The sequence below is a fragment of the Terriglobus sp. TAA 43 genome (assembly GCF_000800015.1).
In the GTDB taxonomy this organism is placed as follows: domain Bacteria; phylum Acidobacteriota; class Terriglobia; order Terriglobales; family Acidobacteriaceae; genus Terriglobus.
The window spans coordinates 2,135,651-2,160,631 of sequence record NZ_JUGR01000001.1; the positions used below are offsets into that span (position 1 = coordinate 2,135,651).

Annotated in this window: 27 protein-coding genes; 9 read left to right on the forward strand and 18 right to left on the reverse strand. The window is 57.5% G+C overall.

What is annotated here, in order from left to right; all coding sequences use genetic code 11:
* Window positions 1–143: 143 nt before the first annotated feature.
* The 7 genes from M504_RS09070 to M504_RS09100 form a co-directional block, all read right to left on the reverse strand.
* Complete coding sequence (locus tag M504_RS09070) at window positions 144–1,448, reverse strand: HupE/UreJ family protein (protein ID WP_052200561.1); 1,305 nt, start codon at window positions 1,446–1,448, stop codon at window positions 144–146.
* Entirely contained in the window at window positions 1,445–2,575 is a 1,131-nt protein-coding gene (locus M504_RS09075) for a DUF3500 domain-containing protein (protein WP_052200562.1), read from the reverse strand. The genes M504_RS09070 and M504_RS09075 overlap by 4 nt, the downstream gene beginning before the upstream one ends.
* A complete protein-coding gene (locus M504_RS09080; protein WP_084214236.1) occupies window positions 2,572–3,831 on the reverse strand; it encodes a DUF3500 domain-containing protein in 1,260 nt (419 codons plus the stop codon). The genes M504_RS09075 and M504_RS09080 overlap by 4 nt, the downstream gene beginning before the upstream one ends.
* A gap of 144 nt (window positions 3,832–3,975) precedes the next feature.
* A complete protein-coding gene (locus tag M504_RS21245; protein ID WP_198137560.1) occupies window positions 3,976–4,599 on the reverse strand; it encodes a TetR/AcrR family transcriptional regulator in 624 nt (207 codons plus the stop codon).
* Between the two features lie 82 nt (window positions 4,600–4,681).
* Window positions 4,682–5,713, reverse strand: coding sequence for a hypothetical protein (locus tag M504_RS09090; RefSeq protein WP_047490388.1), 1,032 nt, complete (start codon window positions 5,711–5,713; stop codon window positions 4,682–4,684).
* 319 nt (window positions 5,714–6,032) lie between these two features.
* The gene (locus M504_RS09095; protein WP_047490390.1) at window positions 6,033–7,703 is read right to left on the reverse strand and encodes a hypothetical protein; all 1,671 of its coding nucleotides are present in this window, start codon (window positions 7,701–7,703) and stop codon (window positions 6,033–6,035) included.
* On the reverse strand, window positions 7,696–8,412 hold the full coding sequence (locus M504_RS09100) for an ABC transporter ATP-binding protein (RefSeq protein WP_232296220.1): 717 nt from the start codon (window positions 8,410–8,412) through the stop codon (window positions 7,696–7,698). The genes M504_RS09095 and M504_RS09100 overlap by 8 nt, the downstream gene beginning before the upstream one ends.
* Before the next feature lie 137 nt (window positions 8,413–8,549).
* Here M504_RS09100 and M504_RS09105 point away from each other — a divergent pair, with 137 nt between their 5' ends.
* Both M504_RS09105 and M504_RS09110 read left to right on the forward strand, forming a co-directional pair.
* Window positions 8,550–8,864, forward strand: coding sequence for a PadR family transcriptional regulator (locus tag M504_RS09105; protein WP_047490396.1), 315 nt, complete (start codon window positions 8,550–8,552; stop codon window positions 8,862–8,864).
* The gene (locus tag M504_RS09110) at window positions 8,861–9,706 is read left to right on the forward strand and encodes a hypothetical protein (protein ID WP_047490399.1); all 846 of its coding nucleotides are present in this window, start codon (window positions 8,861–8,863) and stop codon (window positions 9,704–9,706) included. Before M504_RS09105 ends, M504_RS09110 begins: the two co-directional genes overlap by 4 nt.
* A gap of 46 nt (window positions 9,707–9,752) precedes the next feature.
* Here the strand turns inward: M504_RS09110 and M504_RS09115 are convergent, their stop codons facing one another.
* Complete coding sequence (locus M504_RS09115; protein ID WP_052200564.1) at window positions 9,753–10,850, reverse strand: hypothetical protein; 1,098 nt, start codon at window positions 10,848–10,850, stop codon at window positions 9,753–9,755.
* A gap of 24 nt (window positions 10,851–10,874) precedes the next feature.
* The gene (locus M504_RS09120) at window positions 10,875–11,450 is read right to left on the reverse strand and encodes an HIT domain-containing protein (RefSeq protein WP_047490401.1); all 576 of its coding nucleotides are present in this window, start codon (window positions 11,448–11,450) and stop codon (window positions 10,875–10,877) included.
* Window positions 11,451–11,527: 77 nt separating this feature from the next.
* Here M504_RS09120 and M504_RS09125 point away from each other — a divergent pair, with 77 nt between their 5' ends.
* Window positions 11,528–11,749, forward strand: coding sequence for a hypothetical protein (locus M504_RS09125; RefSeq protein ID WP_156993646.1), 222 nt, complete (start codon window positions 11,528–11,530; stop codon window positions 11,747–11,749).
* A 7-nt stretch (window positions 11,750–11,756) separates the two neighbouring features.
* Here the strand turns inward: M504_RS09125 and M504_RS09130 are convergent, their stop codons facing one another.
* Window positions 11,757–12,377: a hypothetical protein gene (locus M504_RS09130; protein WP_047490406.1), complete on the reverse strand. Its 621-nt coding sequence runs from the start codon at window positions 12,375–12,377 to the stop codon at window positions 11,757–11,759.
* A 281-nt stretch (window positions 12,378–12,658) separates the two neighbouring features.
* On the opposite strand from M504_RS09130, the gene M504_RS09135 reads away from it, so the two are divergent.
* Window positions 12,659–12,826 carry a hypothetical protein gene (locus tag M504_RS09135; protein WP_156993648.1) on the forward strand — a complete coding sequence of 56 codons (168 nt, stop codon included), beginning with the start codon at window positions 12,659–12,661 and terminating at the stop codon, window positions 12,824–12,826.
* A gap of 87 nt (window positions 12,827–12,913) precedes the next feature.
* Here the strand turns inward: M504_RS09135 and M504_RS09140 are convergent, their stop codons facing one another.
* The 3 genes from M504_RS09140 to M504_RS09150 all read right to left on the reverse strand — a co-directional run bounded on the left by M504_RS09140 (window position 12,914) and on the right by M504_RS09150 (window position 15,286).
* Window positions 12,914–13,480, reverse strand: a complete 567-nt coding sequence (locus tag M504_RS09140) for a nuclear transport factor 2 family protein (RefSeq protein WP_047490411.1) — start codon at window positions 13,478–13,480, stop codon at window positions 12,914–12,916.
* A 199-nt stretch (window positions 13,481–13,679) separates the two neighbouring features.
* The gene (locus M504_RS09145) at window positions 13,680–13,967 is read right to left on the reverse strand and encodes a putative quinol monooxygenase (protein WP_047490413.1); all 288 of its coding nucleotides are present in this window, start codon (window positions 13,965–13,967) and stop codon (window positions 13,680–13,682) included.
* Window positions 13,964–15,286, reverse strand: a complete 1,323-nt coding sequence (locus M504_RS09150) for an adenylosuccinate synthase (RefSeq protein WP_047490417.1) — start codon at window positions 15,284–15,286, stop codon at window positions 13,964–13,966. Before M504_RS09150 ends, M504_RS09145 begins: the two co-directional genes overlap by 4 nt.
* 163 nt (window positions 15,287–15,449) lie before the next feature.
* On the opposite strand from M504_RS09150, the gene M504_RS09155 reads away from it, so the two are divergent.
* Window positions 15,450–15,776 carry a hypothetical protein gene (locus tag M504_RS09155; RefSeq protein ID WP_156993650.1) on the forward strand — a complete coding sequence of 109 codons (327 nt, stop codon included), beginning with the start codon at window positions 15,450–15,452 and terminating at the stop codon, window positions 15,774–15,776.
* A gap of 164 nt (window positions 15,777–15,940) precedes the next feature.
* Entirely contained in the window at window positions 15,941–17,098 is a 1,158-nt protein-coding gene (locus M504_RS09160; protein ID WP_047490424.1) for a hypothetical protein, read from the forward strand.
* 14 nt (window positions 17,099–17,112) lie between these two features.
* On the opposite strand, the gene M504_RS09165 is transcribed toward M504_RS09160, so the two are convergent.
* Together M504_RS09165 and efp are read right to left on the reverse strand one after the other, a co-directional pair.
* Window positions 17,113–17,472 (reverse strand): YidH family protein, encoded by a 360-nt coding sequence (locus M504_RS09165; RefSeq protein WP_047490427.1) that lies wholly within the window; start codon window positions 17,470–17,472, stop codon window positions 17,113–17,115.
* A 23-nt stretch (window positions 17,473–17,495) separates the two neighbouring features.
* Complete coding sequence (gene efp / locus M504_RS09170) at window positions 17,496–18,071, reverse strand: elongation factor P (protein WP_047490429.1); 576 nt, start codon at window positions 18,069–18,071, stop codon at window positions 17,496–17,498.
* 82 nt (window positions 18,072–18,153) lie between these two features.
* On the opposite strand from efp, the gene mutM reads away from it, so the two are divergent.
* Together mutM and M504_RS09180 are read left to right on the forward strand one after the other, a co-directional pair.
* Window positions 18,154–18,969, forward strand: a complete 816-nt coding sequence (gene mutM / locus M504_RS09175; RefSeq protein WP_047490431.1) for a bifunctional DNA-formamidopyrimidine glycosylase/DNA-(apurinic or apyrimidinic site) lyase — start codon at window positions 18,154–18,156, stop codon at window positions 18,967–18,969.
* Complete coding sequence (locus M504_RS09180; protein WP_047490432.1) at window positions 18,966–19,508, forward strand: hypothetical protein; 543 nt, start codon at window positions 18,966–18,968, stop codon at window positions 19,506–19,508. Before mutM ends, M504_RS09180 begins: the two co-directional genes overlap by 4 nt.
* On the opposite strand, the gene M504_RS21250 is transcribed toward M504_RS09180, so the two are convergent.
* Window positions 19,509–20,084 carry a thiamine phosphate synthase gene (locus tag M504_RS21250; protein ID WP_232296221.1) on the reverse strand — a complete coding sequence of 192 codons (576 nt, stop codon included), beginning with the start codon at window positions 20,082–20,084 and terminating at the stop codon, window positions 19,509–19,511.
* Window positions 20,085–20,191: 107 nt separating this feature from the next.
* Here M504_RS21250 and M504_RS09190 point away from each other — a divergent pair, with 107 nt between their 5' ends.
* The gene (locus M504_RS09190; RefSeq protein WP_047490435.1) at window positions 20,192–22,702 is read left to right on the forward strand and encodes a glycogen/starch/alpha-glucan phosphorylase; all 2,511 of its coding nucleotides are present in this window, start codon (window positions 20,192–20,194) and stop codon (window positions 22,700–22,702) included.
* Here the strand turns inward: M504_RS09190 and M504_RS09195 are convergent.
* Both M504_RS09195 and M504_RS09200 read right to left on the reverse strand, forming a co-directional pair.
* Window positions 22,699–23,853 carry a serine hydrolase gene (locus M504_RS09195; RefSeq protein ID WP_047490438.1) on the reverse strand — a complete coding sequence of 385 codons (1,155 nt, stop codon included), beginning with the start codon at window positions 23,851–23,853 and terminating at the stop codon, window positions 22,699–22,701. The two genes, M504_RS09190 and M504_RS09195, sit on opposite strands and share 4 nt — an antisense overlap.
* A 322-nt stretch (window positions 23,854–24,175) precedes the next feature.
* Window positions 24,176–24,841, reverse strand: a complete 666-nt coding sequence (locus tag M504_RS09200; protein ID WP_047490441.1) for an OmpH family outer membrane protein — start codon at window positions 24,839–24,841, stop codon at window positions 24,176–24,178.
* Window positions 24,842–24,981: the final 140 nt, after the last annotated feature.

A 24,981-nucleotide genomic window follows, 5' to 3' on the forward strand; every position in this document is an offset into this window, starting at 1 on the left:
GTCTTACTCCCTACTCCTAACCCCTTTAGAAAGACGATTTTGCCCCTAACCCCAATGGGCAGACGATTTTGCAGATACCCCCGCCGTAACTCCAATAGAAAGACGATTTTGCAAAAACAGGGGGGAGGGGGGGTACCCCCACGCTAGGAGACCCGCCTGCGAGCGAACGTCCAGCAAACAACACTCGCAAAGAACAACAAAGTCGCCAGCATCAACCCTCGATGCGCAATGCCATTCATCACAGCATCCGCAGGCGTCTGCACGTTCAGCACGCGTTCAGCAATCCACAGAACAGCAGCAACGCTCGCCAAAACCGCACCGCCAACGCGGAGCACAGCATAACTCCGAGTACGACTCATCAACAGCAACGACGGCAGAACCAGCACAACCACCAGCATCTGCATCGTCTCGATTCCCAGGTTGAAAGACAGTATCCCTGCAACGCGATCCCAGCGTGAAAGCCCCAAACGATCCAGTGTCGACGCAAACGCCAGACCATGAATCAGCCCGAAGAATGCGGCAATCCATGCCTCACGTCCGGGAAAGATGGGCCGCAGAGCATGGATCGCAGACAGCAGGATGGACACTGCGATCAATACCTCCACCGGACGACTCGCCACATGGACAACGTTCATCGCCGCCAGCGTCAGCGTCAGAGAATGTCCCACAGTAAACGCGGTAACAATACCAACAATGTGCAGAAGACTATGCCGAACTCCAGCCGTCGCAGACCATCTTCCATCCACAGCCAGCAGCGGCGCAGGCAATAGCAACACCAGCAGGAACAGCAGGTGATCCGTACCCTCCGCAATGTGCCGCATCCCAAGCCGGAACAGGTTCGCTACCTGCACGCCATCCCACCACGCACGCATCCCACGCCGAGCCCCCGCAGACGTATCCCCACCACCCACCTGCTCATAGTCAAGCTCATAAACTGACTGCTTCGCATTTCGTTTCTGATCCACAATGCGAAGCGCGCGATCCTGCGGCGCTTCCACATTCACCAGGTAAACCGAAGCATCATTCAGATGATGGTTCGCAAGCACCAGGCTGCGATTCGCACCTGCACTCGACGGAACATCGACGTGATATTCGATATGGATTTCACCCAGACCATCACGCAGCTGCGTCGCTTCCGGCAACGTCCAAGCATCCAGTTCCGGATGCGCGGCCTTGCCATCCACTGTGATGGAAAGGTCGCGCACAACACGCTCTGCATAAGCGCGCTTCTCAGTCTCGGAGAACACTCCATCGTGATCGCTGTCGATAGCGGCAATCACAGCAGGCGCAACCAGCACACCGGGAATCAACCGCATCGATGCATGCACGCGGTTCGCTTCCACCGACAGGATCGTCGCCTGCAGATACTCATCGATCCGGTGCGCCCACGCTGTATTCCCACACAGCAGCACGCACACAACGATTACTGCTGCCAGCTTCCACTTCATGGCTTCAGCAGCGCACTTCCATAGTCATTGGTGGGATCACGATACATAGTGTGGACATGATTGCCCGGCTCGTCACTCTGCGGAGCATACTCAATCACCAGATGCGGCCCCTGGATGCGGTAGTACGCCGTAATGTTCGTCCCAGCCTTCCCATCCGTAGCTCCACTCCACGCAAAGTACGTGTCCTTCAGGTCCGCCTTCATCTGCGCGATGCGCGCGGCGGCATACGGCTCTGTCAGAATGCCGGACCACTCTGCAACCACATCCAACAACATCGCCTGCTGCTGCGCATTCATGCTCGACGCCTTCAGCCCCTCCGGTGCAATCTTCTTCCCATCCTGCCCCGGCCCCAGCACAAGATCCGCCACCTGATAACTCAACACCGCCTGCTTGCGCTGCGAATCATCCAACGCCTGCAACAACGCCAGCGCCTTATCGCTTTCACGCCCCACAGGACGAATCGTCTTTCCGTTCAGCGTAAACATCGCCGGTTGCGCGCCCGTCAGCGTTGGCGTCAACACACCTCTGCCGCCGGCGATCGTGATGTTCAACGCCAGATGATGACCACCAAACTGCAACATCCACGGCTGCGTCAGAGAAGGCTTCCCCAGGAACGAAATGAAGTAGAGATCACTACCAAACAGATCGCCACTCGGGGGACGACCACCCGGCCCACCGGGACCACGACCACCACCAAACTGTGGGGGAGGTCCACCTTGCCCACCCGGAGGCGGCCCCTGCGGACGCCCGCCACCACCCGGCCCACGCTTCGATCCGTTGGCCTTGAAATCATCATCCGCCTGACGGATCTCGTTCACCTTCTCCATGCCCATGGGACTTAGCACAGTGCTCATCAGCTTCATCGCAGCCTGCTGTTGCGCAGCACTCATCGACTTCAGATTTATGCCACCGCGCGCAACCACACCCGTTGGAAAATTCGACCAGCGCGCCCGCTGCGTTGCGTCGTCAAACGCATACATCACCTTCTGCTTCTGATCCGCAGTCAGCGTTGCAAGAAAACTGTCAGCAGCCTGCACCACGGCTTCGGTGGAACGATTCGCCTGCGCATAAACAAATGAACTAAACGATAGCGCTGCTGTAGTCGCAAGAACAAAGAGTCTCTTCATTTCGCCCCCGTAAGCTTCACACCATAGTCGTTGGTGGGATCGCGATAAATCGTGTGAACGTGCATCGTGGGATCACCACCCACACCTTGCGGCGAAAACTCAATCACCAACCGCGGACCTTGTATGCGGTAATACGAGCTGCCATTCTTACCCACTTCGTGCGTGGTGGGCCCGCTCCATGCAAAGTATGTTTCGCTTAAGTCCGCTTCAATCTCCGCCATGCGAACCTTCGCATACGCGTCATTCACAATGCCAGCCCATTGCGCAATCACATGCAGCAGCAACGCGCGCTGCTGTGCATTCAACTCGGAAGCCTTCAATCCCTCAGGCTGAATCTGCTTGCCCGCCATCCCCGGCCCAAGCACCAGGTCATTCACTTCATAGTTCAGAATGGCCTGCTTCTTCTGTGTCGAAGTCAAGGTATCCAGCAACGCAAACGCTGTATCGTTCTCCTGCGCCAGCACACGCACCACCTTATCGCCGCGCTTGTACACAGATGGCTGCGCACCGGTCAGCGTTGGTGTCATGCTTCCACCTGCACCGGCAATCACAATATTCAATCCCAGATGGTGTCCACCAAACTCCAGCATCCACGGCTTCGTCGCGCTTGGCTCGCCAAAGATGCCGATGGTGTAAACCGCCTCGCCCGAAGCAAAGTTTGTACCGGCATCCGTCAAAGCTTGATCGGAGCCCATGATATCCAGCACTTTCTGATAACCCATGGGACTAAGCACTGTCTTCAACAGATGCATAGCAGTGGCGCGCTGCGATGCCGTAAGCGTTCCCAATCGAAGCCCCGGCCGCAACACATCACTTACCGGATAATTCGACCAAACGGCTTGCCCATACTGTTCGCCGATGAACCCACCCGGAGGTCCCATACCAGCTCCTCCACCTGGTCCACCACCGGGACCACGCCCGGGTCCCCCTGGGCCGCCGCCCGGACCGCGACCAGGCCCACCTGCAGTTCCCTGTTGTCCACCTGCGGGTGCACCCGGTGCCACACCACCATCTGCAGTTCTGTGAAATGGTGCCTTGCTGCCCAGCGGCTGCGGAGTGAAAGCAAACTGCACCTTCTGCCGCTGATCCGCGCTTAACGAAGCCAGAAAGTCAGATGTAGCCTTCACCACGGCAACCGTCTGGCCGTCAGCAGATGGTTTCTCGATCGTCTTCCCCTGCACCCGAATGGTTCCCAGGTACAGCGGTGCAAACGTAAGTGCAACTGCGGAGCCCAGCACAATCAGTCGTCTCATCATTCTCCTGCTACACAGGGTGCGCACGTGAATCAACGACAAACCTGTAAACATAATGACGACCTCTTAGTGGAAGAGTTTCACTATAGGTATCGACATCTCATTTTGAATAAGCCTTACTTAGACATCGCCTCTTGATTGGATGCCTTACTTGGGCAGCTCAAACAGCGAATCGAAGATCCGCCCCGCAATCACCTTCGGCGATGTCGACTGAAAAACCTCAGGCTCAAACTTCATCTGCACCTGCAGCGCAAACTGCATCATGAAGGCGGTATGAACTGCAGTCGCGCGAGGAATCGCATCCTCACCTGAACCCGCAGACCCCAGCATCGCTGTGTAAGCCGCTTCCTCGTTCTCAGGAAGAAGGGATCGGTACAGCTCAGCCAGCCGTTCCCGCACGTCCGGATGACGAATCGTATACAGCCGAAACTCCAGCATCAGCATGCCGAACACATCATCTTCCGCCAGGCCAACATAGTACGCACGCAACGCAGCCAGATTGCCCTCCACCGTGGAGGACTCAGCCAGGCGCTCCCGCATCAATGCCCGACGCTGCAGTGCATGCTTCTCCACCAGAGCAAGGAATACCTCTTCCTTGCTCTTGAACTGCGCATAGATCGCGCCCTTCGTCCGACCTGCCAGCTTGGCAATCTCCAGCAGGTCGGCCTTCTCATAGCCATCGCGCACAAACACCGTTTCAGCCGCCAGCAGCAACTGCTCGCGCGTTTCGCGGGTCTTCTGTTCGTGGCGATTCGGCTTCTTGGCTATCATCAGGTCGCATTCCATCCTAGTGGATGGAGTCAGCAACCTGTCCCGTTCCAGCTCCCACACACTCGCAGGAAGCTTCATCACGCTACTGGACATGCGGACTCGCTGAGGCCGTCGCCACCTTCGCCTGCTCCTTCAGCAGATGGTCATACTGCTTCGCCAGCTTCTTCGCCGCCATATCTGCCACGGTCGTACTCTCTGACTCGGAACGAACCGTCGCCTTGACCTCCTCCGTCTTCACGGAACCATCCATCGCATCGCTATAGGTCACGGCGAAACGCATCTGCGTGGGGCTCATAAACATGCCAATCGGCCCGGTCGCCGCACGCACCACCTGGTTGCCCTTCTTGTATCCCTCAATCGCCACCGCAACGGTGTAATGCGGGCATGCCATGCCATGTGTCAGCTCACCCTCGCGATACACAGAGCCAACATCCTTCACCGCCTTCATCCGGTCGATGATGTGCTCATACACCAGTGCGCGATACGCAGCAGGCACTTCCACACTCTTCCACTCCGGCATCTTCACCAGCACGCTATGCGGATCCACCGGGTTCTGGTCGCATCCTCGCACTGCCGTCGTCGTGTCAGTAACGGGTGTCACTGTGAAGTGCGTCAGCGCCTTGTCTGCCTCAGTCGCAGGCAGGTAGAACACCGCGGAGTGCGCCCCTCCATGCGTGTCACGGAACTCCACCGTCAACATATCCACCCGGTGGTGCATCACAGCCGCCGCAGCCAACCCACCACCCTGCGGAATGGCCATCCGCAGCAGGCGTCCCCCCGTCCCCCACAACTCCACACGATCATTCCCTGCATTCACCGCCGTAATGGATTCACGCGGTAGCGTCGTGTTGAACGTCTTGCCGGTAAAGGTCAGTCCCGCCTCATCCAGGGTCAGCGTGCCCTTCCTATTCGGCTTCACCTCAGGAAACCCATAGGCATGCTGCGCACTCAGCGACTGCCACTCGACCGTGGCCGCAGCAGGAGCCAGAGCGGGGATCTTCTCCACCCGCTGCGCGGGCAACATTCCCCCGGTACCGGTAAGAAGAAACGCAAAAAGAAAGCGCGAAAGGATTGCAGCAAGACCCGGCGAGAAGAGCGAAATATGAGAATTCATAGATTCAATTTACATACCAACTGGTACGTATTCAATATGAATCTCTGAACCCGAGATATTGTCAAGCCCCTAAACCACTTAACCCACTCATTCCAATACAAATACAGTTGGCATGTTTTCCTGCCGACCTTACTACAATAGAAACAGGTCCAACTCAAAACCGATCAGACGGGCTGTGCCTACTCCTAACCCTTTTAGAAAGACGATTTTGCCCCTAACCTCAATGGGCAGACGATTTTACAGACACTCGCGCCGTAACTCCAATAGAAAGACGATTTTGCAAAAACAGGGGGGAGGGGGGGTACCTACCCACCGGGGACTAGCTACTCAAGCCCAGCGTCTGCACATCCTGATCCAGTTCGCCAAGAAAAGGATCTTCAGACGCCGAGTGACTAGGCAAACCACGCAGCCAACGCTGAACCGCATGGAACACAAACACCGCAACGCAAGTCTCCAGCAGGCGAACCGGCGAATAGCGAACCCATCGTTCCAGAATCACCGCAAGTGACATACAAAGCGGCACGCCGAACAGGAACACGGCAATCGTCATCGGTAAGCTGCTGCGACCAGGAAGACGAGGCCGTGTAAACGGAACGTGCGACTGACCGTAGAAGAAGATATCCGTCAGCAACATCGCATAGATCAGTCCAAAGACAGCCTGCAAAGCCAGGTCGCGAGCGCTCCATCCAAATAGCGCAAGCACTCCAACAACAGCCGCCAACACAACCGCAGCAACACTGAACACAAGCACCTTCGTTGTGGTCACAACGCGTTGCGTATTCAACGGCGCAAGCCGAAAGATCCACCGCGCAGCAAGGTCCGTAGGCAACAGGAAAGCCACACGCAAACCCGCAATCGCCCAGAACAGTAGCAACGGCACAGCGCCTTGCACACCAGTCCGCCAAAGCGACACATAAAGATGCCCCGCAACCGAACTGACCGACACTGCAAACGCAATCCCCAAAGCCAATCCACATCCACAGTAAGCAGCCAGAAGCACGTGATACTGACTCAGCCGCGACAGTGTCTGCCGGATGAAGTGGAACACCGCGCGCTGATCCGCACTCCGCAACACCGTGCGATGCGCCACACGAATCCACACACCATCGCGCAACCGCCGACCGTTCACACCTTCCAGCGCAGCCCGCCGCCGTTTGGCCCAGGCCAACGGATACGTCAGCACAACCGCCGCACACAACCACGGCAAACAGTACACAGCCCGCATCGCCAACACATGCGCAAAGCCAGTCGCTGCACCACTGCCCAACAGCACTTCATACACCGACTCGAACCACAGCGGTGGAAACCACCCAGCCCCCCACACCGAGCCACCCAGCAACTCCCGCAGACGCTCATCGATTGTTCCCACCCTAAGGAAAATCAGCAGAAACGCAGCCACCAATATCACCTGGCACGCAGCCGCAACATAGCGAAACCAGCGATCAGGCGTCACAGCAATCACCACAGCCTCAAAGGCAAGCACAGCCAGACTCGCTGCAATCCCCGCAGACATCACCGCGGTCCCGTGGGCAAGCATGGCCCAGAGAACACGCCTGCCCGCAAGCGCAGGCAACAGCAGCGTCCCGAAGATACTCCCGGCAACCACGAACATCAGCAGGAACAATGCAACAGCCTGTAGCTTCGCCAGGAACAGCACACGCGGTTTTGGCGGCAACGGCAACAGGATCAGGAAGTCGATACGTTCCGGAAACAGCTTGTCCCACTGCAGCGCAGTAATGCAGCCCATGGAGCAGAACGCATACACAACGAACAGGGAGTGTATACCAGCTTCATTCCACGCCGTCGTGGGAACCGCAAGCATAGCGTTCCAGAACGCAGCCATCAACATCGGCACGGCCACCCCGGACAGCGCCCGAACCACCGGCGTGTCCGAAGTATCCCCCTCCCCCACATTCTCCGTCTGAAAGAAACGCCAGAAAAAATGCCGGGACAACGCTTGAAGCGGCGTTGGAGCGCGACGCTCACGCATGCATCAACCTCACTAGGTCTTCGGCTGCGGTGACAGTGTCCGTCTGCTGCACCATCTGCGCGAAGACACGCTCCAGCGTTGGGAGAGATGTAAGCTGCGTCAGTTGCTGCGGCGCAGCGTTCGCCAGCACCTTGCCACCGGCAAGAATGATGACCTGATCGCAAACCTGCTCCACCACCTCAAGCACATGAGAGATGTACAGCACCGCTTTTCCCTCGCGCTTCAGCACCAGCAGCAGGTCCTTGAACAGCCGCGCTGTCACAGCATCAAGACCGCTTAACGGCTCATCGAAGATGATGAGTTCGGGGTTATGCATCAACGACGCGCTTAGCAGCACTCTCTGCTTCATGCCCTTGCTGTAGTCGGTGATGGGCGACTCTGCAGCGTGCTCCAAGCCAAACAGGCTCAACATGCCGCGTGCCCGTCGCGCGATCGCATCCTCTGACATCGCCCGCAGTCGGCCCACCAACTGCAGGTATTCCAATCCACTCAGGTGCGTATACACCTGCGCCTCCTCAGGCACATATCCCAACCGCGCACGATACTCAGGCAGGAATTCATAGATACTCCTTCCCCGAAACAGCACCTGCCCATGCGTGGGTTCAATCATCCCAGTGATCACCTTGACCGTGGTCGACTTCCCGGCACCATTGGGTCCCAGATATCCCAGTACCGTCCCCGCCTCCAGCCGGAAGCTGACGTCATCCACAGCCGGTATCCCTCGGTAGCGTTTTGTTACTTGTCTCAGCTCAAGCATTGGCAGTACCCTATGTAGCATTCTTCTTACATTGACGATTCAGCATAGTCAAGTAGATTTCTACATAGATACTTCGGAGGCTCAGTCCCGTGCCCGATCCCGCCCGCCTCTCCCACACCGCCGCCCTTATCCTGAAGGCCCTCAAGGAGGGCCTGGCCTACGGCTTCGACATCATGGAGGTCACAGGTTTGCCCAGCGGCACCGTATATCCGGCGCTGAGGCGCATGGAAGCCATGGAACTGATTGAAGGCTCGTGGGAAAGCGAGCAGAAGGCCCTGCGTGAAGATCGTCCAGCGCGCCGGTATTACAAAATTTCTCGCGCAGGCAATCAAGCGCTTGCAGAAGCAGAAAAGAAGTACCCTTTGATTGCGCAGTTCGCACGCCCAAAGGTGGCCAAGGCATGAGCCCGCACGACCAGATGCATCGCCTTCATCGCATGCTTCGCATTGCAGGCGCCATTGTGCCGAAAAGCCGGCGAAGCACGTGGCACTCAGAGTGGGTCGCAGAAATCAGCTACGTGTACTTAGAAGATCCAGCCGCGGCAGATAGCCTGGCGCAGGGCCTTCTGCCCGATGCAATCAGTCTCCGAAAGCTTGATTTGCAACATCGCTGGGAAAGCATTGACTGGCGAGCTCCTTCGGTCTGCATCAAATTTCTCATCGGCTGCCTCGCCGTTTTGTTCGCCATAAACTTCCTTCAGCCTCATGTACGCCATTTGCTTTCTTCAATATGGGGAGTGTGGACGTTCGGGACCTTCGTCACGCTGGCCATCTTCGCGGTCCCGTCGACGGTTGTTGTCTCCGGTTACGGGGCCTGCGAAGCCTACCGCGGTGACGCCGCCTCAGCATGGCAGCGCTTCGCTAGGTGGCGCTTCCTCATCACGAAGTTTGTATTGGCTGCTCTCTGCGGTTACTTCCTTGCGGTTCAAGTGATATTGCTGCTTCCACCCGTTCTGAAACCGCTGGAGGGAGGCCTGGCCATCGCATGCGGCCTGATATTCAATGCCTTTACCATGACGTGGGTTTTCACTGATCAGCGGCAGCGCTGCCCAACCTGCATGCGGTCGTTACGAAACCCGGCACACATGGGCGTTCCTTCGTGGACTCTCCTCCACGCCAACGCAACCGAAGAAATGTGTGATCAGGGGCATGGCTTGCTGCACCAGCCGGAATGGAGAACAAGCTGGTTCGAGAACGCCCGGTGGATACAGTTGGATCGCACCTGGCGCGAACTCTTCCGCGATTAAGTAACCCTTAGGCTGATGTCCATGCGATCGATGCTGGCGCTACAACTCATCGTTTTGTATGCGCCACTTCCAACGGCGGAACCGTGTTGCGATTTTTCAACCATTCCACCGAGACACCCTGTGCCACCGCTTCTGCACCCGGCGGTAGGTGGTCAAGATCCGGCATGTAGGCCTCAACACCCGCCTGCGCAGTCGTGCGCATGGTGCCATAGATAAGTTGAGTCTGATAGTTCGTCAGGTCCAGATCAAACCATGCGTCGTTGCCCGCATCGACCAGCGTCAGGTCCGCATCTCTCATGGTTAGTTTTCCAAACGAAACAGTTCCGCCAGACAGACGCAGGAAGTTATGCCACTGCGCCAGCTCCTCTTCTGTCTCGGTCACACCGCCATAGATAACCCTTGCTCGATCATTCAGTAATTGCACTGAAGTGATGTGTCCGTGAATGTGCGGCGGTGGAAGCAACTTCTGCGTGTCCAGGTAGATGTCATCACCTGAAGCCTGCATCCCGGGCACTGTCGTTTTTGGCATCAGGTCGTCCAGCTTCAGATGAAACAGGCCAAACAGACCTTTCACCGGGACCTTCAGCACATTCAACTTCTTCACGTGGAGTTTCAGCCGCCCATCAGGAAGAGGCGTGAGTTCCGCATCGAGCCGAACCGGCACAGAAACACCCTTATGGGCCGTTCCGTTGATCTGAACTATGCCATCGTGGTTTTCCACTTTCATGTCCTTCAATGGCGGATCGCCGCGCTGGCCAGAGTTTATAAACTCCGCAATATCCGAGAGCTTGGCATCCACCATGCCTTTTTCAATCTCGAGCACAAACGATTCCGGCACATCCAGATCTGGCACGCGATCTCGTTGGGTGCGCACCATGCGTCCGCGAATCCATCGCACATAGACGCGGAAGTGCGGTCCCTTGCGCAACAGCAGGTTATGCGCCCAGAGGCGTGTCTGCTGGCTATCCGGTACAGAAGGATCAGGTTTGATTGGCTCGGTAACGGCTTGCGTGACCGTAACAGTACGCGTGGTTTTGCGGCCTACCCAAAAGGCGAGCAACAGTAAGACCAACAAACCTAGTACAGCCAACACTCGCCAACGCCAGGCATCCATTGCTGCGATGGATGCAGAAAAAGGTCGCATGGTCGTACGAGATATGAAAATGCCCTATTCCACGGGCAATCCAAGTGCGCCGCGCAAACGATCCCAGGTAACGTTGAGCGCCTCCGGCAACACGCGCGTCTCTGCAGTCGCCGTCATGAAGTTGCTATCGCCAAACCAGCGCGGCAAAACATGCAGATGAAGATGCTCTGCAACACCGGCACCTGCCGCTTCGCCCAGATTCATGCCCAGGTTAATGCCGTCCGGGCGATACGTGGCGCGCAACGCTGCCTCCATCCGTTGCGCAAGTGACATCATCTCAGTGGCCGCTTCCGACGGAAGCTTCGCCAGTGAATCAAGGTGCTCATATGGCACCACCATCACGTGACCTGAGGTGTACGGAAACGCATTCAGACAGATGAAGTTGTGCTCTGCCTGCAGGAGAACTCCTGCGGCTTTCTCCGCATCTGTGGCGGGCATCACTTTCTCGCGAATGGCCCACTGCACAGAGCCGATCATGTTCAGGAAGACGGAGCGATGGTCTTCAGGATAACCATCCAACTCCACGGGGACGCCCTGCCGCAACCTCTTCTTTTCACCGGTGATATACGCGTAACGCCACGGAGTCCAAAGCCTGTCCATCACCGCAGTATAGCCATCAACTGCATGTCATCTTTCCGCGACGGTATAAGACACCCTGAATCGATGATTTGCATCCCATGCTGCACAGGGTTCGTCGACGAGTGGCTATCTTTCACATCATCACGTACTTAATCCATGCAATGGCCGCGGCCATCGCAGCACTGGCTGTTGCCATCCTGTCTCACCTGTTGCCAGTGCTGCTGATTGCAGTAGGAACGGTAGTAGCCATCGCCGTCCTTTGCACTTCGTGCGGCATTCGCGGCTTTGCATTTCTGCGCCGTCGCAAGCAGGACGAATAGCCTTGCGTTATCGCGGCCCCTGCCCGGCGCCGAACCGATAGGCAGCCCCAATCGATCCTTGCGCGCTCCACACGTGTCCATTCGCGATCACCGGCGTATTCCAGTGCTGGGCCTGAACGTCTACCTTCAACGAAATCTGGCGGAAGACGTCGAACTCCGCGCCGCCGCCGAAATCGTAGATGTTTGTCGCTGTCTGTGAATACAAAAGGCTCCCTACCTGGTAGCCACCATTCTGATAGTTCATCTGGCCGCGCCCGAACAGACCATCCACATAGGGCCGAATCAATCCACCCGTCTCGTAGGACATCCGCGCGCCGCCCAGAATGGACTTCTCTCCCACGATGTGACCACTATCGATCGGATAGCTGCCGCGCACTTCTGCACCCAGCATGTAACGGCCAAAAGAAAGAAAGCCAAGATCTCCGCCGGCTGTAAGCGTCATATTCTTGCCGCCGTTGCGGTGTGTAGCGCTCCCAAAGCTGCCAACCCCCGTATAGGTGCCACCAACCATAACGAATGCCGACGGAGCCAGTTTGCGGATCGCAGTGGGTTGATTGGCTTGCGCTAGCGCCCTGGAATTCGGGCCAATCAGGAACAGAGCTGAAAGAAGAACGAAAGCAGACTTCACGGATGTATTATCGCCTTTTTCATTAAGACAAACCTCAACGTTAGAAGCAGTGCTTTAAGGACACGATGCCTGTGTTTTTCCGTCCTACGGCATTTCACGACACGAACCGACTGCCAATAATGGGGCAACTCGCGCGCCGCTTTTTCCATCCCATTTGACGTGGGCTCATCGCTCCAAATAACGACAATCGGGAGGATTTTATGATCGGGACTCAACGCAATTGGCGCGCCGATGCAGGAATCCGACCCGGCTCATCTCGTCGCCGGATGGATTTCCCCGAGATGGCAGCTTCCCTTCCTGGAAAGCGTTCCGCCATCGCAATGTCTGAACCTGAAGATGCACAGTTAACCGGTATGACGCGCTCCCTTGATCGCCGTCTGCTGGCCCTCAATCTCAAGCCCGTCGCTTCCGCCTCGTCTCAGCCGACCACGGCTCTAAAGGTGGCGTAAGACGAACCAAGTCCTCCCCAGGGTACATAAAAGCCCCGCAGCATAGGCGGGGCTTTTCTTGTCTTCAAACTCGACACGGCGAAAAGATCAATGCTCCTGGTTAGGACGCAAACTGAGCGGAGTGCCGCGGTGCATACCCATTTCTTCCGGCCCCGAAACGCGTGTTGCTTCCAGATTCAGCACGTGCCACTGTCCATTTGTCGTACGGCCATACACCTTGGTGTAACGGTACACAGCGTTGACAGGGTGACTGTCTAACTGCCCCAAAACACGGACCTGCGACACCACCACAGCAGCGGACGGCTGCATCCGCACCTTGATATCCATGACGTCAATGGTGGTAAAGGAATTGACCCCGGAACTTACGCGCTGCAGATACTGCTTTTTGTCAGAAAGAGTCCCGTTCGCTGAGATCGCAAGAAAGTCATCTGACATCAGCTTTTCCAACACGGTCGTGTCGGATTTCGTCAGTGCCTGCAGCCAGCTCTGCTCCAGCACTTCAATCTGGTGCGACTCGGCACGACGGTTTTCCTTCTTCGGTTTTGCGGGCTTGTCTGCAGCAGCACTTAGCACCGCGCTGCAGCACAGAACCATGCACAGAACCGCGGCGGCTGCTCGGGAGAAGCGATACGGGATGTCTATGCGCCAGTGCATTGAGAATCGCATCCTACTCGGAGGATTCCGGTTTCGTCAAAACAGTTGCACCGAGCTGCGTGGAAGAACGACTGACCAGCAAATATGGCCGTCCGTTTTTCTAAATATTCACAGATAAGTGCGTATCGTCATCCTGCCGCAAATCCAACGCCAAGTCCATGCTTTTCGCATAAACCCAACAAAGAATCCGCAGCGTTGGCTAGACGATCTCCTGGAGCGTTTCCAGCGTACGTTCCCGCACCTTGCGGTAGAGGCCGTTCGTCGCATACTGGTCAAAATGCGCCGAGGAACGATGGGCCTCCAGTGCCTCCGCATCCTGATACTGTTCGTAGATCAGAATGACGTCTGGATCGGCTTCCACAGAATGCGCTACATAGCTGACGCACCCCGATTCCTGGCGTGAAGCCGCTCCCAGGTTCTGCAAGATGGAACGGATTTCCGCGCGATCTTCCGGCGCAAAGCGCATGCGAACGGTAAACGAGATCACAGTCCCGCCTCCACATTCGTTGCTACGTCAAACTCGGGCACAGAGAAGGTCTCGTTACGATCCGGGCCAGTGCTGACCATGCCGATACGAGCCCCGCTGTTCTCTTCCAGGAAGCGCAGGTACTTCTGCGCATTCGCCGGCAGCGACTCAAAGTTCTTCGCACCCACCGTCGACGTCTGCCAACCGGGCAGGTTCTTGTACACGGGCTCGATGTGCGCATAGCTGCGAACATCCGCCGGGATAACGTCCGTCTCCACACCGTCAATGCGATAGTGCGTGCAAACCGGAATCTCCTTCAGCGAGTCCAACACGTCCAGCTTGGTCACCACCAGCCATTCCGTACCGTTCACCATGTTGCTGTAGCGCAGCAACGGCAGATCCAGCCATCCGCAGCGACGCGGACGTCCCGTCGTAGCGCCGTATTCCTGGCCACGAGCACGCAGCTCATCGCCTACTGCAGTGAAATCTTCTGTCGGGAACGGGCCTTCGCCAACGCGCGTGACATACGCCTTCGTGACACCAATCACGGTGCCGATCGTCGTCGGCCCCACACCGGTTCCAATGACCGCTCCACCAGCCGTCGCGCTGGATGACGTCACAAACGGATACGTGCCGTGGTCGATATCCAGCAGAGCGCCCTGCGCACCTTCGAACATCACGCTCTCGCCGTCCTTGATCGCTTTGTTCAGCAAAATCGCAGTGTCCGTAACGTACGGCGCAATCTGCTCCGCATACGCTGCATACTCTTCGTAAATCTTTGCTGGGTTCAGCGGCTCCGTACCGAACAGAGCATGCGCAATCTGGTTCTTCTCGTTGCAGGCGTTCGTGATGTGAGTGCGCAGCAGCTGAGTGTTCAGCAGGTCCACAACTCGCAGACCATTGCGGTGCATCTTGTCTTCGTACGCCGGTCCAATGCCGCGCGAGGTGGTGCCAATCTTCGTGCGTCCCGGCGCATTCTCTGCGGCCAGTTCGATCATGCGGTGGTACGGCAGGATGACCTGTGCGCGGTTCGATACAAACAACTGTCCGTCCACCGGCAGGCCCTGCGCCTTCAGCATTTTGATCTCGTTCAGCAGAGCTGCCGGATCGACCACTACGCCGTTGCCGATGATGCCCAGGCAGCCTTCACGCAACACGCCACAAGGAATCAGGTGCAGTACAAACTTCTTGCCGTCGATGATGACCGTGTGGCCCGCGTTGTGGCCGCCCGCGTAGCGCGCAACTACCTTGTAACGCTCGCTCAGGACGTCGACAATCTTGCCCTTGCCCTCATCGCCCCATTGCGCGCCCAGAACCACTGCCGTCTTTTTCATAGCCATTTAAAAAATCTCCACACACACACGCACACACCACTAAACCGGCCTGAAACAGCGCCGCCGAGGACTTCGCGCAATGTCAATTGGATGCGTTCGACAGGCGAACGGGGACGAACTGCCGCCTGCCTCATTTTATACTGGGCGGCGGTACCAGAGGAGCCTTAACTTGGAGACCCCCGAAAGCAGTTTTCACGCCTGGATTCTCACGGGCAACGCACTGAACCTTTTGCTTCGCAGCATTTCTGCAGATGCCTTCACAGATGTGACCATGCGAGAGCACCTGGTGCGGCTCGATGAAGAGCTCAAAGACTTCCCCCCGGACGAAATGCTCACCCGCCTCCACGCCCTGCCGAAAGAAGACAAGACGCTACTGACTGCCGCGTCACGGCAAGCAATGTCAATTGCCGGAGAAAATGCTGAGATCATGTTGGGCCTCGGACGAGAAGAGGCTGAGGCTGTCCTGCGCTTGCTGGCGCATGAGAGTTATCACTAAAAGCAAAGCCGCAACCTCTTTGAAAACAGACGTATTCATCGTCCGTCAATCCTGCCGTTACATCCCTTGCACTGTGTTTTGTGCAAGCATTCGTTTTCTGGTGACCTTCCATTCGCAAAGTGCGCCCAAGCTGAGGGCAGACAGCGCCTCGGTGGGAGCACATCATGAAAGCGACGCACTCAACCATCTCGTGCCTCTGGAAGAACAAGGAAGCATCCGCTGCATACACCACGGGTGTCTCCCTTCACAGCCATACCAGCATGTCGGAGGAAAGCCTTTCCTTCATTCACGACATGAGCAAAGGTCTACCGCTGGTCAAAAAGCTGTTTGATCACTACACCGCAAAGTGCCGCGACACCTACGGCTTGACGCTCGACTTTCAAAGCGCCCACTGGCGCCCCCCGCTACGGCCTCTCATGGCGTATGACCTTGAAGAACGTCAGATCACTGATCTTGATCTGAAGCCGCTGGTATCCATCAGCGATCACGACAACATCGACGCTCCCCTGCAGATTCGCATGGTGCCGCACGCCCGCACCGTACCCGTCTCCGTGGAATGGACCGCACCGTGGGGACGCACCTGCTTCCATCTGGGCATCCACAACCTGCCCACCGCCGATGCTCGCGCGTGGATGGAACTTCTGACCGCCGCCACCAGCAATACCGATGAAGCCGAAGTGGAATCCATCCTGCGCGATCTGCACGCCATTCCGCAGGTGCTTCTCGTCTTCAACCACCCTCTGTGGGACCTCTACACCGTGGGCAACGAGGTCCACATGGCAGAGGTGCGCAGATTCCTCACCGCAGTCGGCGACTGCATGCACGCCATCGAACTCAACGGCCTGCGCCATGCCAGCGAGAACCGGCAGGTCAGCGCATTGGCCCGCTCCACCGGCCATCTGCTCATCAGCGGAGGCGACCGTCACGGCCTGGAACCGAACGCCAACATCAACCTGACCCACGCGCAGAACTTCCACGAATTCGTGCATGAGATTCGAGTGGAACGTCGCAGCCACGTGCTCTTCATGCCGCAATATGCGCAGCCCTGGAAGCGCCGCATCCTGGCCTCCACACTCGACGCCGTCACGGACTATCCGGATTTCATGCCAGGATGGCAGCGTTGGGACGAGCGTGCCTTCCACAAAGACCGCGAAGGTGTGATGCGCCCGATGAGCGAGCTCTGGGAGGGTGGTAAGGCGCCGCTTCCGTTGTTGCTCGGCATCCGCGCAGTTCGGATGGCGCGGCACGGCACCGTGGCTCGTTCCATCGGCGTCGCGTTTCCTGGCAACAACGACTTCCGTGCGGATTACGAAGTCCTCTAAACGCTACGCCTGCTTCAGTGCGACACCAGCAGATAAACGGCAATCGCACTTCCAATGATCGCCAGCATTGCCGCGACGACAATCGCCGTACGTGACACTGCTGGCTTCCATGATCCTTCGCGCAGTTGGCGGATGAGCTGCAGGTGCTGCGCTATGGACACCACCAGCACCACAACTCCCAGCAGCACCACCGCGACGCCCGCATAGACGGAAAGCCCCACCTGCGCATTGCCACGCATTTGCCGCAGAAATAAAGCAAACCGTGCCACCGCAAAGCCCACGCCCATCAGCGCGAGCCCGGTGCGTATCCACGCTAGGAAGGTGCGTTCCGCGGCAAAGTAAATGCGCGGATCATCCTGCGGCAAATCTGCCATCAACAACGCTCCTGAAAGCGACGCTAGACGCGGCCCGCGAACTCCTTCGTCTCGGGCGCCACCTTGATCTTGTCGCCTTCTTTGACAAACGCGGGCACCTGCACCACCGCGCCGGTTTCCAGCGTCGCAGGCTTGTACGTAACGCCGGTAGCGGTATCGCCCTTGAAGCCGGGCTCCGTCTCTTTCACAACCAGTTCCACATGGATCGGCAACTGGATGCCAATGGGATTTCCTTCAAACTTCTCAATCTGAACCGCCGTGCCTTCCAGCAGCCAGTCCAGCGCATCCCCCAGCATTTCGCTGTTCAATTGCAGGGTTTCAAAGCTGGTCTGGTCCAGAAAGTAACCGCCATCGTTATCGCTGTAGAGGAACGTCGCCTCAACATCTTCCAGGTCGGGTTCCTTGAACTTCTCGTCGGCCTTGAAGGTCTTATCAAAAACCGCACGCGTCAGCAGGTTACGCATCTTCAAACGCACCAGCGTCTGCCCACCACGCGCCGTCGGCGTGGAGATTTCCTTATCGAGGCAGTGATACGGCACGCCTTCCAACTCAAAATACATCTTGCGCTTAACGTCGATGGCCTCGATCAGTCCTGCCATGGTTCTCTTCTCCCAAATGCTTAAAAGCCACATCCAGCATAGCGGAAGCGAAGATGCGCCTGCTGGCGTCTAATGGTCTGGTATGCCAGAACTGCCGGAAGTCGAAACCGTTGCCAATGGCGTGAACGAACGTGTGCGGGGCGCCCGTATTGATGCTGTCACCATCGGCCCCCACAAGGAACCGCTGAAATCCACGCCCTCACACATCGAAGAAACGCTCACCGGAGCGAAGATCGAGCACGTCCGCCGCGTAGGCAAAACCATTGTGATGGACGTAAAGCAGCGCAACAAAAAGCCTGCACAGGCAACCATCCACCTCGGCATGACAGGCCGCCTGCTCGTCTCACAACGCGATGTTCCCGTGCCCCCGCACACTCACGTGAACATTCATCTACACGACGGCCGCGACCTCCGCTTCGTCGATCCACGCCGCTTCGGCCGCGTGGGCATCGTCGACGAAGGAACCACCTACGAAGGCCCAGGCAAAGAGCCGCTGACCATCTCCGCCGACGACTTTGCCGCACTCTTCAAAGGCCGCAAGATCGCCATCAAAGCCGCGCTGCTAAACCAATCGCTGCTGCACGGCGTAGGCAACATCTACGCAGACGAAAGCCTCTTCCGCGCAGGCATCAGGCCAACACGCCCGGCAGGCAAGATCAAACGCGCCGAACTCGATAAGCTGCACGCATCGCTGCAAGCCGTACTAAAACACGCCATCAAACTCGGCGGCTCCTCCGTCAGCGACTACGTAGATGCCGACGGCGTCCGCGGCTTCTTCCAACTGGAACACCGCGTCTACAGCCGCACCGGCGAACCCTGCATAGACTGCGGCAAGCCGATCGAGAAGATTGTCGTAGGAGGTAGGTCTACTCATTTCTGTAAGATTTGTCAGAAATGAAAATCGACTGGCCTGTGCCGTTTCGTTATCGAGCACCTCAAGTGTCTTACGAGAGGTTACCGGGTCTCCTGCGCGTGAAAGCCGTCGAGTCAATCTCGCCGTTAAATCTTGTAGTGACCGCTGGCTTTCTCGTCTCTGCGATTTGGTACGCCGTAGCCCATCGGCACGCGCTCAACTCTCACAACCTCGCCTGGATTGGGCTCGTCTTCATCGGCTCAGGCTGGAGCTTCTACACCGCATGGAATCCTGACCACGCACTGCTCGAGATAAATATACGAACGGTGCGTTTTCAGTCGAGAGTTGGGTCCACCGAATTGGACCGTCTCAATATTGGTGAACTTCACTTCCTGGCGGGTGATGGCAAAGATGTGGTTCAGGGACTGTATTCATCGCACGGTTGGAGCCACGCGTTGCTCATGCCTTATGTTACGGAAGAACAGGTCTTCCATATCAAAGACGAAATCTACTCCATGTTTCCTGATACACCCTCTGGAAGCACACAAAATAGCGACCTGATCACGCTTGGCCTAAATCGCTAATCAAACGAACAAACGAATCCCAGCGACACCAGCAGCGCCAGCATCCACACACGCTTGCGTATTCGCCGCTGTCACGCCACCCAGCGCCAGCACCGGCACATCACCCGCATTGGCACATGCCTCACGTAGCGCATCCAGCCCAACGCCCTCAGTCACCACTTCCCCGCCCACTCGTTTTTCAAACACCGGTGCAAACAGGATCAGGTCCGCAAACTCCGCAGCACGACGCACATCACTGATCGTGTGGCAGGAAGCGCTTACCAGCAAGCCATGATGTGACTGCAGGTTCTGCGAAAACATTGTCGTAGACAGATGCACACCATCCGCACCGGCCCACTGCGCCAATGCGGCCGTCCCATTCAGCAGCAACTTCGTTTCACCACCGCCATCGCGAATCGCCTGCATCAACGCCCGCGCCAGATCGGCCTGCGCGGCTTCTCCCAGATCCTTCTCGCGCATCTGAACATAGTCCACGCCTTCGCTCGACAGCCGGGCCACCTGCGTAATCAGCGCGTCCTCACGCGAACGTTCATCACCCGGAAACATTTGTCTGTCTGTAATCGCATATCGCAACATGACTTTCACAATACGTCTTATATGAGCCACCGCGCACGCTTTCCGAAGACATTCTTGCTTTCCGTGCATCCCACATAAGACAGACGTTTCGCAGGAGACCCAGACCAATGCCCTTTCAGGATCAGGAAGCGCCGCGCCCGCAGCAGCACGAACCCGAACAGCAGGCGCAGGATACGCACCCCAACGAAAATCGCGCGGGCACATCTGCGAAAGATCTGGAAATCTCCTTCCGCAACCACATGACCCACACCGTGGGCCGCCCGCTGGAAAACAGCAGCACTCTGGACCAGTACCATGCGCTCGCTGCCGTAGTGCGCGACCGCATGATGGATCAGTGGCTGGAAACCATCGAAAGCTACAAGCAGCACAACGTCCGCGTGCTGGGCTACCTCAGCGCGGAATATCTCCTCGGCCCACACCTTGAAAATGCACTGCTAAACCTCGAACTGCGACCACAGATGGAGGAAGCATTAAAAAACGTCGGACTTGATCTGGCGACCATAGCCGCAGAGGAGCCGGAGCCGGGCTTGGGCAATGGCGGTCTTGGCCGTCTGGCCGCCTGCTTTATGGATTCGCTCTCCACGCTCGACGTCCCTGTCCTGGGCTATGGCCTGCGTTATGAATTCGGCATCTTCCGTCAGGAGATCGTCAACGGCTGGCAGGTAGAAAAATCCGACAAGTGGTTGCAATACGGCAATCCATGGGAGATCGGCGCGTCCACAAGCTACGACGTTTGTTTCTTCGGCCACACAGAAACCTATAACGATGAAGAAGGATTGTTGCGTCATCGCTGGGTGCCCGACCACACCGTGAAGGGCATTCCCTACGACACTCCCATCCCCGGCTATCAAACGCGTACTGTGAACCGCTTGCGTTTATGGAAGGCCGAGGCCGTTGATAGCTTCGACTTGAGCATCTTTAACAGCGGCGACTACATGGGTGCCGTACGACAGAAGATGGAATCCGAAACGATCAGCAAAGTGCTGTATCCGCCCGACGAACAGATCCAGGGCAAACGCCTCCGCCTGATGCAGCAATACTTCTTCACCTCATGCTCACTGCAGGACATGTTGCGCCTGCACTGCATGCGCGGCGGCAAACTCACCGCCTTCCACGAGAAGTGGACGATCCAGCTTAACGACACACATCCTTCCATCGGCATTCCGGAACTGATGCGTCTCCTCATGGACAACCACAAACTCTCCTGGGATGACGCATGGAACGTAACGCAAAAGACCTTCGGCTATACAAATCACACGCTGTTGCCAGAAGCGTTGGAGCGCTGGCCTCTTGACCTTTTCGGCGGTCTACTGCCGCGTCATCTCGAAATCATTTACGAAATCAACGCGCGCTTCCTCGACGACATGCGTCAGCGTTATCCCAATGACGATGCACGCATGCAGCGCATGAGCATCATCGGCGAAGAGGGCGAACGCAGCGTGCAGATGGCGAAACTTGCCGTCATCGGCAGCAAAGCCATCAATGGCGTCGCAGAGTTGCACACACAACTTCTGGAACAGGACACGCTGCACGACTACTACGAAGCGTTCCCCGAAAGGTTCAGTAACAAGACGAATGGTGTAACACCACGCCGGTGGCTCATGCTCACCAATCCCGGTCTGGTTGACCTCATTAACGAAACAATCGGTACGCGCTGGCACAAAGATCTCTACGGCCTGCGCGGTCTGGAACACTTCGCAGACGACAACAACTTCCTTGCCCGCTGGCGTCAGGCGCAGGAAGGTTGCAAATCAAGTCTCGCAAAATACATCGCGGAGAATCTCAGCATCAACGTCGATCCCGCATCAATGTTTGACGTTCACGTCAAACGCATTCACGAGTACAAGCGCCAACACCTGAAGGCACTCCACATCCTCTCGCTCTACTGCCAGATCAAGGACGGAACGCTAAAGAATCCCACGCCCACCACATATCTCTTCGGTGGTAAGGCCGCTCCCAGCTACGTCATGGCGAAACTCATGATCAAGCTGGTGTGCAGCGTAGCGGACCTTGTAAACAATGATCCTGCCACGCGCGACGTTATGAAGGTAGTTTTCTTACCAAACTATTCTGTATCGCTCGGCCAGCACATCTATCCCGCTGCCGATCTCTCGGAACAGATCTCCACCGCGGGCAAAGAGGCCAGTGGCACAGGCTGCATGAAGATGATGATGAACGGCGCCGTCACCATCGGCACGCTCGACGGAGCCAACATTGAAATCCGCAAAGAGTGCGGCGAAGAAAACTTCTTCCTCTTCGGACTCACAGCACCACAGATCGCAGACACGCTACACGCTGGCTACCAACCACGCACCTATTACGAACGCAGCCCTCTGCTCAAAGAAGTAATAGATGGCATTTCCTCAGGCCGCTTCTTTGGCAGCGATAGCGCGACCTTCGCTCCGCTGGTCGACAATCTTCTAAGTTGGGATCCATTCTTCGTGCTCGCCGACTTCGACAGCTACGACACCGTTCACACGCAGGTAAGCGACGCCTATCGAGACGCAAACGCATGGGGTCGCATGTCAGTGCTGAACACAGCACGTTCCGGCAAGTTCTCCTCAGACCGCACCATCCGCGAGTACTGCCGCGACATCTGGAAGCTGCCGGTAAGCTAGCGCCCCGCGTCCGCTGCCTTCTGCACCGTATGCCAGAAGGCAGCGCGCACTTTGCTGTGTTCGCTGCCCGTAGCCTGGTCCCAATCCCCCAGCATCACCACCACCAGTTTCCGCTGCGGATCGATCAGGATGGACTGACCAAAGATTCCCAGCGCGGCAAAGCTGCCGTCAGGCTGCGGCCACCAGCCATAGCCATACGCGGCTCCGCCAGCCTTCACCTGCGACTTCGTAGCCTCTGCAAACCAGCCATCAGGCACCTGCGACCCGCCGCCGTCCATCACCCACAACCCCAACCGCCCGAAGTCACGCAGCGAAGCCGAAAGCCCCGATCCGCCAAACTCTTCTCCAGTCGGTCCAGCATCATTCGCAATCCACGTAGCGTCCCGCTCCATTCCTGCGTGACTCCAGATGGCCCCGGACAACTGCGCGGCCAGCGTCCTGCCCGTCGCACGGCGCAAAAGAACTCCCAGCAGGTCCGTCTCGCCCGTGTTGTAGTGCCACACCGTACCAGGCGCGGACGCACGGGGCAGGGTCCGCATGTATTCCACGGTCGCGTCTTTCCCGGGAGCCACGTCCGTCGTGTAAAGCCGAACATTGTCGGCATCCGTCGACGTGTAATTCTCATTCCACCGAACGCCGCTGGTCATCGTCATCAACTGCCGAACCGTCACGCCGTCATAGGCGCTGCCCTTCATCTCCGGCAGGTATGTAGTCACGCCGTCATCCAGTGAGTGCAACTTCCCCTGCCGCAACGCCACGCCCACCAGCGTGTCGGTAACAGCCTTGGTCATGGAAAAACTGGTCCAGTGTCCCGCGCGGGTTAGTCCCAGACCATAGCGCTCATTACGAACGCGCCCATCCTGCAACACCAGCACCCCGGCCAAATGCTCCGCACGCATCAGATCGTCGACTTGAGAATCCGGCAGCAGCCGTTTACCAGCCGGCAGCGGCCGAACAACCTTCCCCCGCGCCACTCGATGCACAGGAAAGATGCCATCCATATGTCCGAAGCGGTCGTCCCGCTGCGCCTGCGTCCAGGTCAAATCCGCCGCCAGACGCTGCCCAACGGACGCCTCCGGCCGCCTCTGCGCCAGTCCACCACGGACCGCCAATAACTCAATCAAAATCAAAGTGGCAAGCGAAAATCGCACGAAGACTCCTGAGGAAGCCTGTGGGTGATCTGTGGAAAGCGTCCGCCGCAGTCACAGAAATGTAACTTTTGCCGCGGATTGGATGCAATCTGGATGCCCGCAGCAAACATCTTACTATCTGCTATTTACACGCAAAATCTGATAGGGGACGAATGTCTTCGGAACTCAATCGCGTTCAGGCGGTTTTTGGGGCTGCGCGTCTTCCACAGTTTTTTCCACAGGAAGAATACCCCCAATGGGTGATTTGGAGATGTCCTGCGGGAAACGAAAACGGGGAGCAGAACCTGAAGTTCTGCTCCCCGTTTGGTAGATCGTCGCGGATTTACTTTGCGGGCGGCTTGGTGGCAGCCGGACGCGGTGCGGCCGAGCGCGGTGCAGCTGCGGGCGCCGGGCCTGCCGGAGCAGCAACGCCAGCCTGCGCGTTGTAGGCTTCGATCACAGCGCGGGTAACGTCGGTCTTCTCGTTAGCCCACAGAACATTGCTCTGCTGTCCGCTCACATCCAGCACCAGGGTGAAGCCATTGTCAGAAGCGTACTTCTGCATCACGGCATTTACCTTGCCAGCCAGACGGCCATAAGCTTCCTGCAGATCATTCTGGTAGGCGGCCTGGGCATCCTCACCGTCGCGCTGCAGCTGCTTCTGCTTTGCGTCGATGGTGCGCACGCGGCTCTGACGATCTTCGTCGGAGATGGTGGTGGCGGCCTGGAGCTGCTTCTGCAGGCTGTCTACTTCCGTCTGCTCACCCTGAATCTTCGTCTTCTGGGGCTCGTACTTCTTGCCCAGGGCGGCAACTGCCTGCTGACCTTCGTTGGTGGCAAAGACAGCCTGTTCAAAGGCAATCAGGCCGACCTTCGCCGGAATGGCTTCGGGCTTCACTGCGGGCGCGGCTGCTGCCGGTGCGGGCGAGGCCTGTGCGAAAACAGCGGGAGACGACGCAAGAGTAATGAGGCCGACGGCGAGCGTCGCAAACTTCGAGACACGGTTCATGAGATCTGGTAAAGCTCCTTGGGACACCTGAAGGTCCGTCGAAGGCCCGACGCCGTGGAAGCGGTCGCCGTTAGCCCTTGCCGCGGTGGCCGTGGTTCCCGAAGACGCACCAAAACGGGGCGTCCGGGAGGTCGCGCGCA

Excerpts from the sequence above, each read along its gene's own strand:
- M504_RS09070 (WP_052200561.1), bottom strand. The coding sequence starts at position 1,448 with ATGAAGTGGAAGCTGGCAGCAGTAATCGTTGTGTGCGTGCTGCTGTGT.
- M504_RS09075 (WP_052200562.1), bottom strand. The coding sequence starts at position 2,575 with ATGAAGAGACTCTTTGTTCTTGCGACTACAGCAGCGCTATCGTTTAGT.
- M504_RS09080 (WP_084214236.1), bottom strand. The coding sequence starts at position 3,831 with ATGATGAGACGACTGATTGTGCTGGGCTCCGCAGTTGCACTTACGTTT.
- M504_RS21245 (WP_198137560.1), bottom strand. The coding sequence starts at position 4,599 with ATGATAGCCAAGAAGCCGAATCGCCACGAACAGAAGACCCGCGAAACG.
- M504_RS09090 (WP_047490388.1), bottom strand. The coding sequence starts at position 5,713 with ATGAATTCTCATATTTCGCTCTTCTCGCCGGGTCTTGCTGCAATCCTT.
- M504_RS09095 (WP_047490390.1), bottom strand. The coding sequence starts at position 7,703 with ATGCGTGAGCGTCGCGCTCCAACGCCGCTTCAAGCGTTGTCCCGGCAT.
- M504_RS09110 (WP_047490399.1), top strand. The coding sequence starts at position 8,861 with ATGAGCCCGCACGACCAGATGCATCGCCTTCATCGCATGCTTCGCATT.
- M504_RS09115 (WP_052200564.1), bottom strand. The coding sequence starts at position 10,850 with ATGCGACCTTTTTCTGCATCCATCGCAGCAATGGATGCCTGGCGTTGG.
- M504_RS09120 (WP_047490401.1), bottom strand. The coding sequence starts at position 11,450 with ATGGACAGGCTTTGGACTCCGTGGCGTTACGCGTATATCACCGGTGAA.
- M504_RS09125 (WP_156993646.1), top strand. The coding sequence starts at position 11,528 with ATGCTGCACAGGGTTCGTCGACGAGTGGCTATCTTTCACATCATCACG.
- M504_RS09135 (WP_156993648.1), top strand. The coding sequence starts at position 12,659 with ATGGCAGCTTCCCTTCCTGGAAAGCGTTCCGCCATCGCAATGTCTGAA.
- M504_RS09140 (WP_047490411.1), bottom strand. The coding sequence starts at position 13,480 with ATGCACTGGCGCATAGACATCCCGTATCGCTTCTCCCGAGCAGCCGCC.
- M504_RS09150 (WP_047490417.1), bottom strand. The coding sequence starts at position 15,286 with ATGGCTATGAAAAAGACGGCAGTGGTTCTGGGCGCGCAATGGGGCGAT.
- M504_RS09160 (WP_047490424.1), top strand. The coding sequence starts at position 15,941 with ATGAAAGCGACGCACTCAACCATCTCGTGCCTCTGGAAGAACAAGGAA.
- M504_RS09165 (WP_047490427.1), bottom strand. The coding sequence starts at position 17,472 with ATGGCAGATTTGCCGCAGGATGATCCGCGCATTTACTTTGCCGCGGAA.
- efp (WP_047490429.1), bottom strand. The coding sequence starts at position 18,071 with ATGGCAGGACTGATCGAGGCCATCGACGTTAAGCGCAAGATGTATTTT.
- mutM (WP_047490431.1), top strand. The coding sequence starts at position 18,154 with ATGCCAGAACTGCCGGAAGTCGAAACCGTTGCCAATGGCGTGAACGAA.
- M504_RS09180 (WP_047490432.1), top strand. The coding sequence starts at position 18,966 with ATGAAAATCGACTGGCCTGTGCCGTTTCGTTATCGAGCACCTCAAGTG.
- M504_RS21250 (WP_232296221.1), bottom strand. The coding sequence starts at position 20,084 with ATGTTGCGATATGCGATTACAGACAGACAAATGTTTCCGGGTGATGAA.
- M504_RS09190 (WP_047490435.1), top strand. The coding sequence starts at position 20,192 with ATGCCCTTTCAGGATCAGGAAGCGCCGCGCCCGCAGCAGCACGAACCC.
- M504_RS09200 (WP_047490441.1), bottom strand. The coding sequence starts at position 24,841 with ATGAACCGTGTCTCGAAGTTTGCGACGCTCGCCGTCGGCCTCATTACT.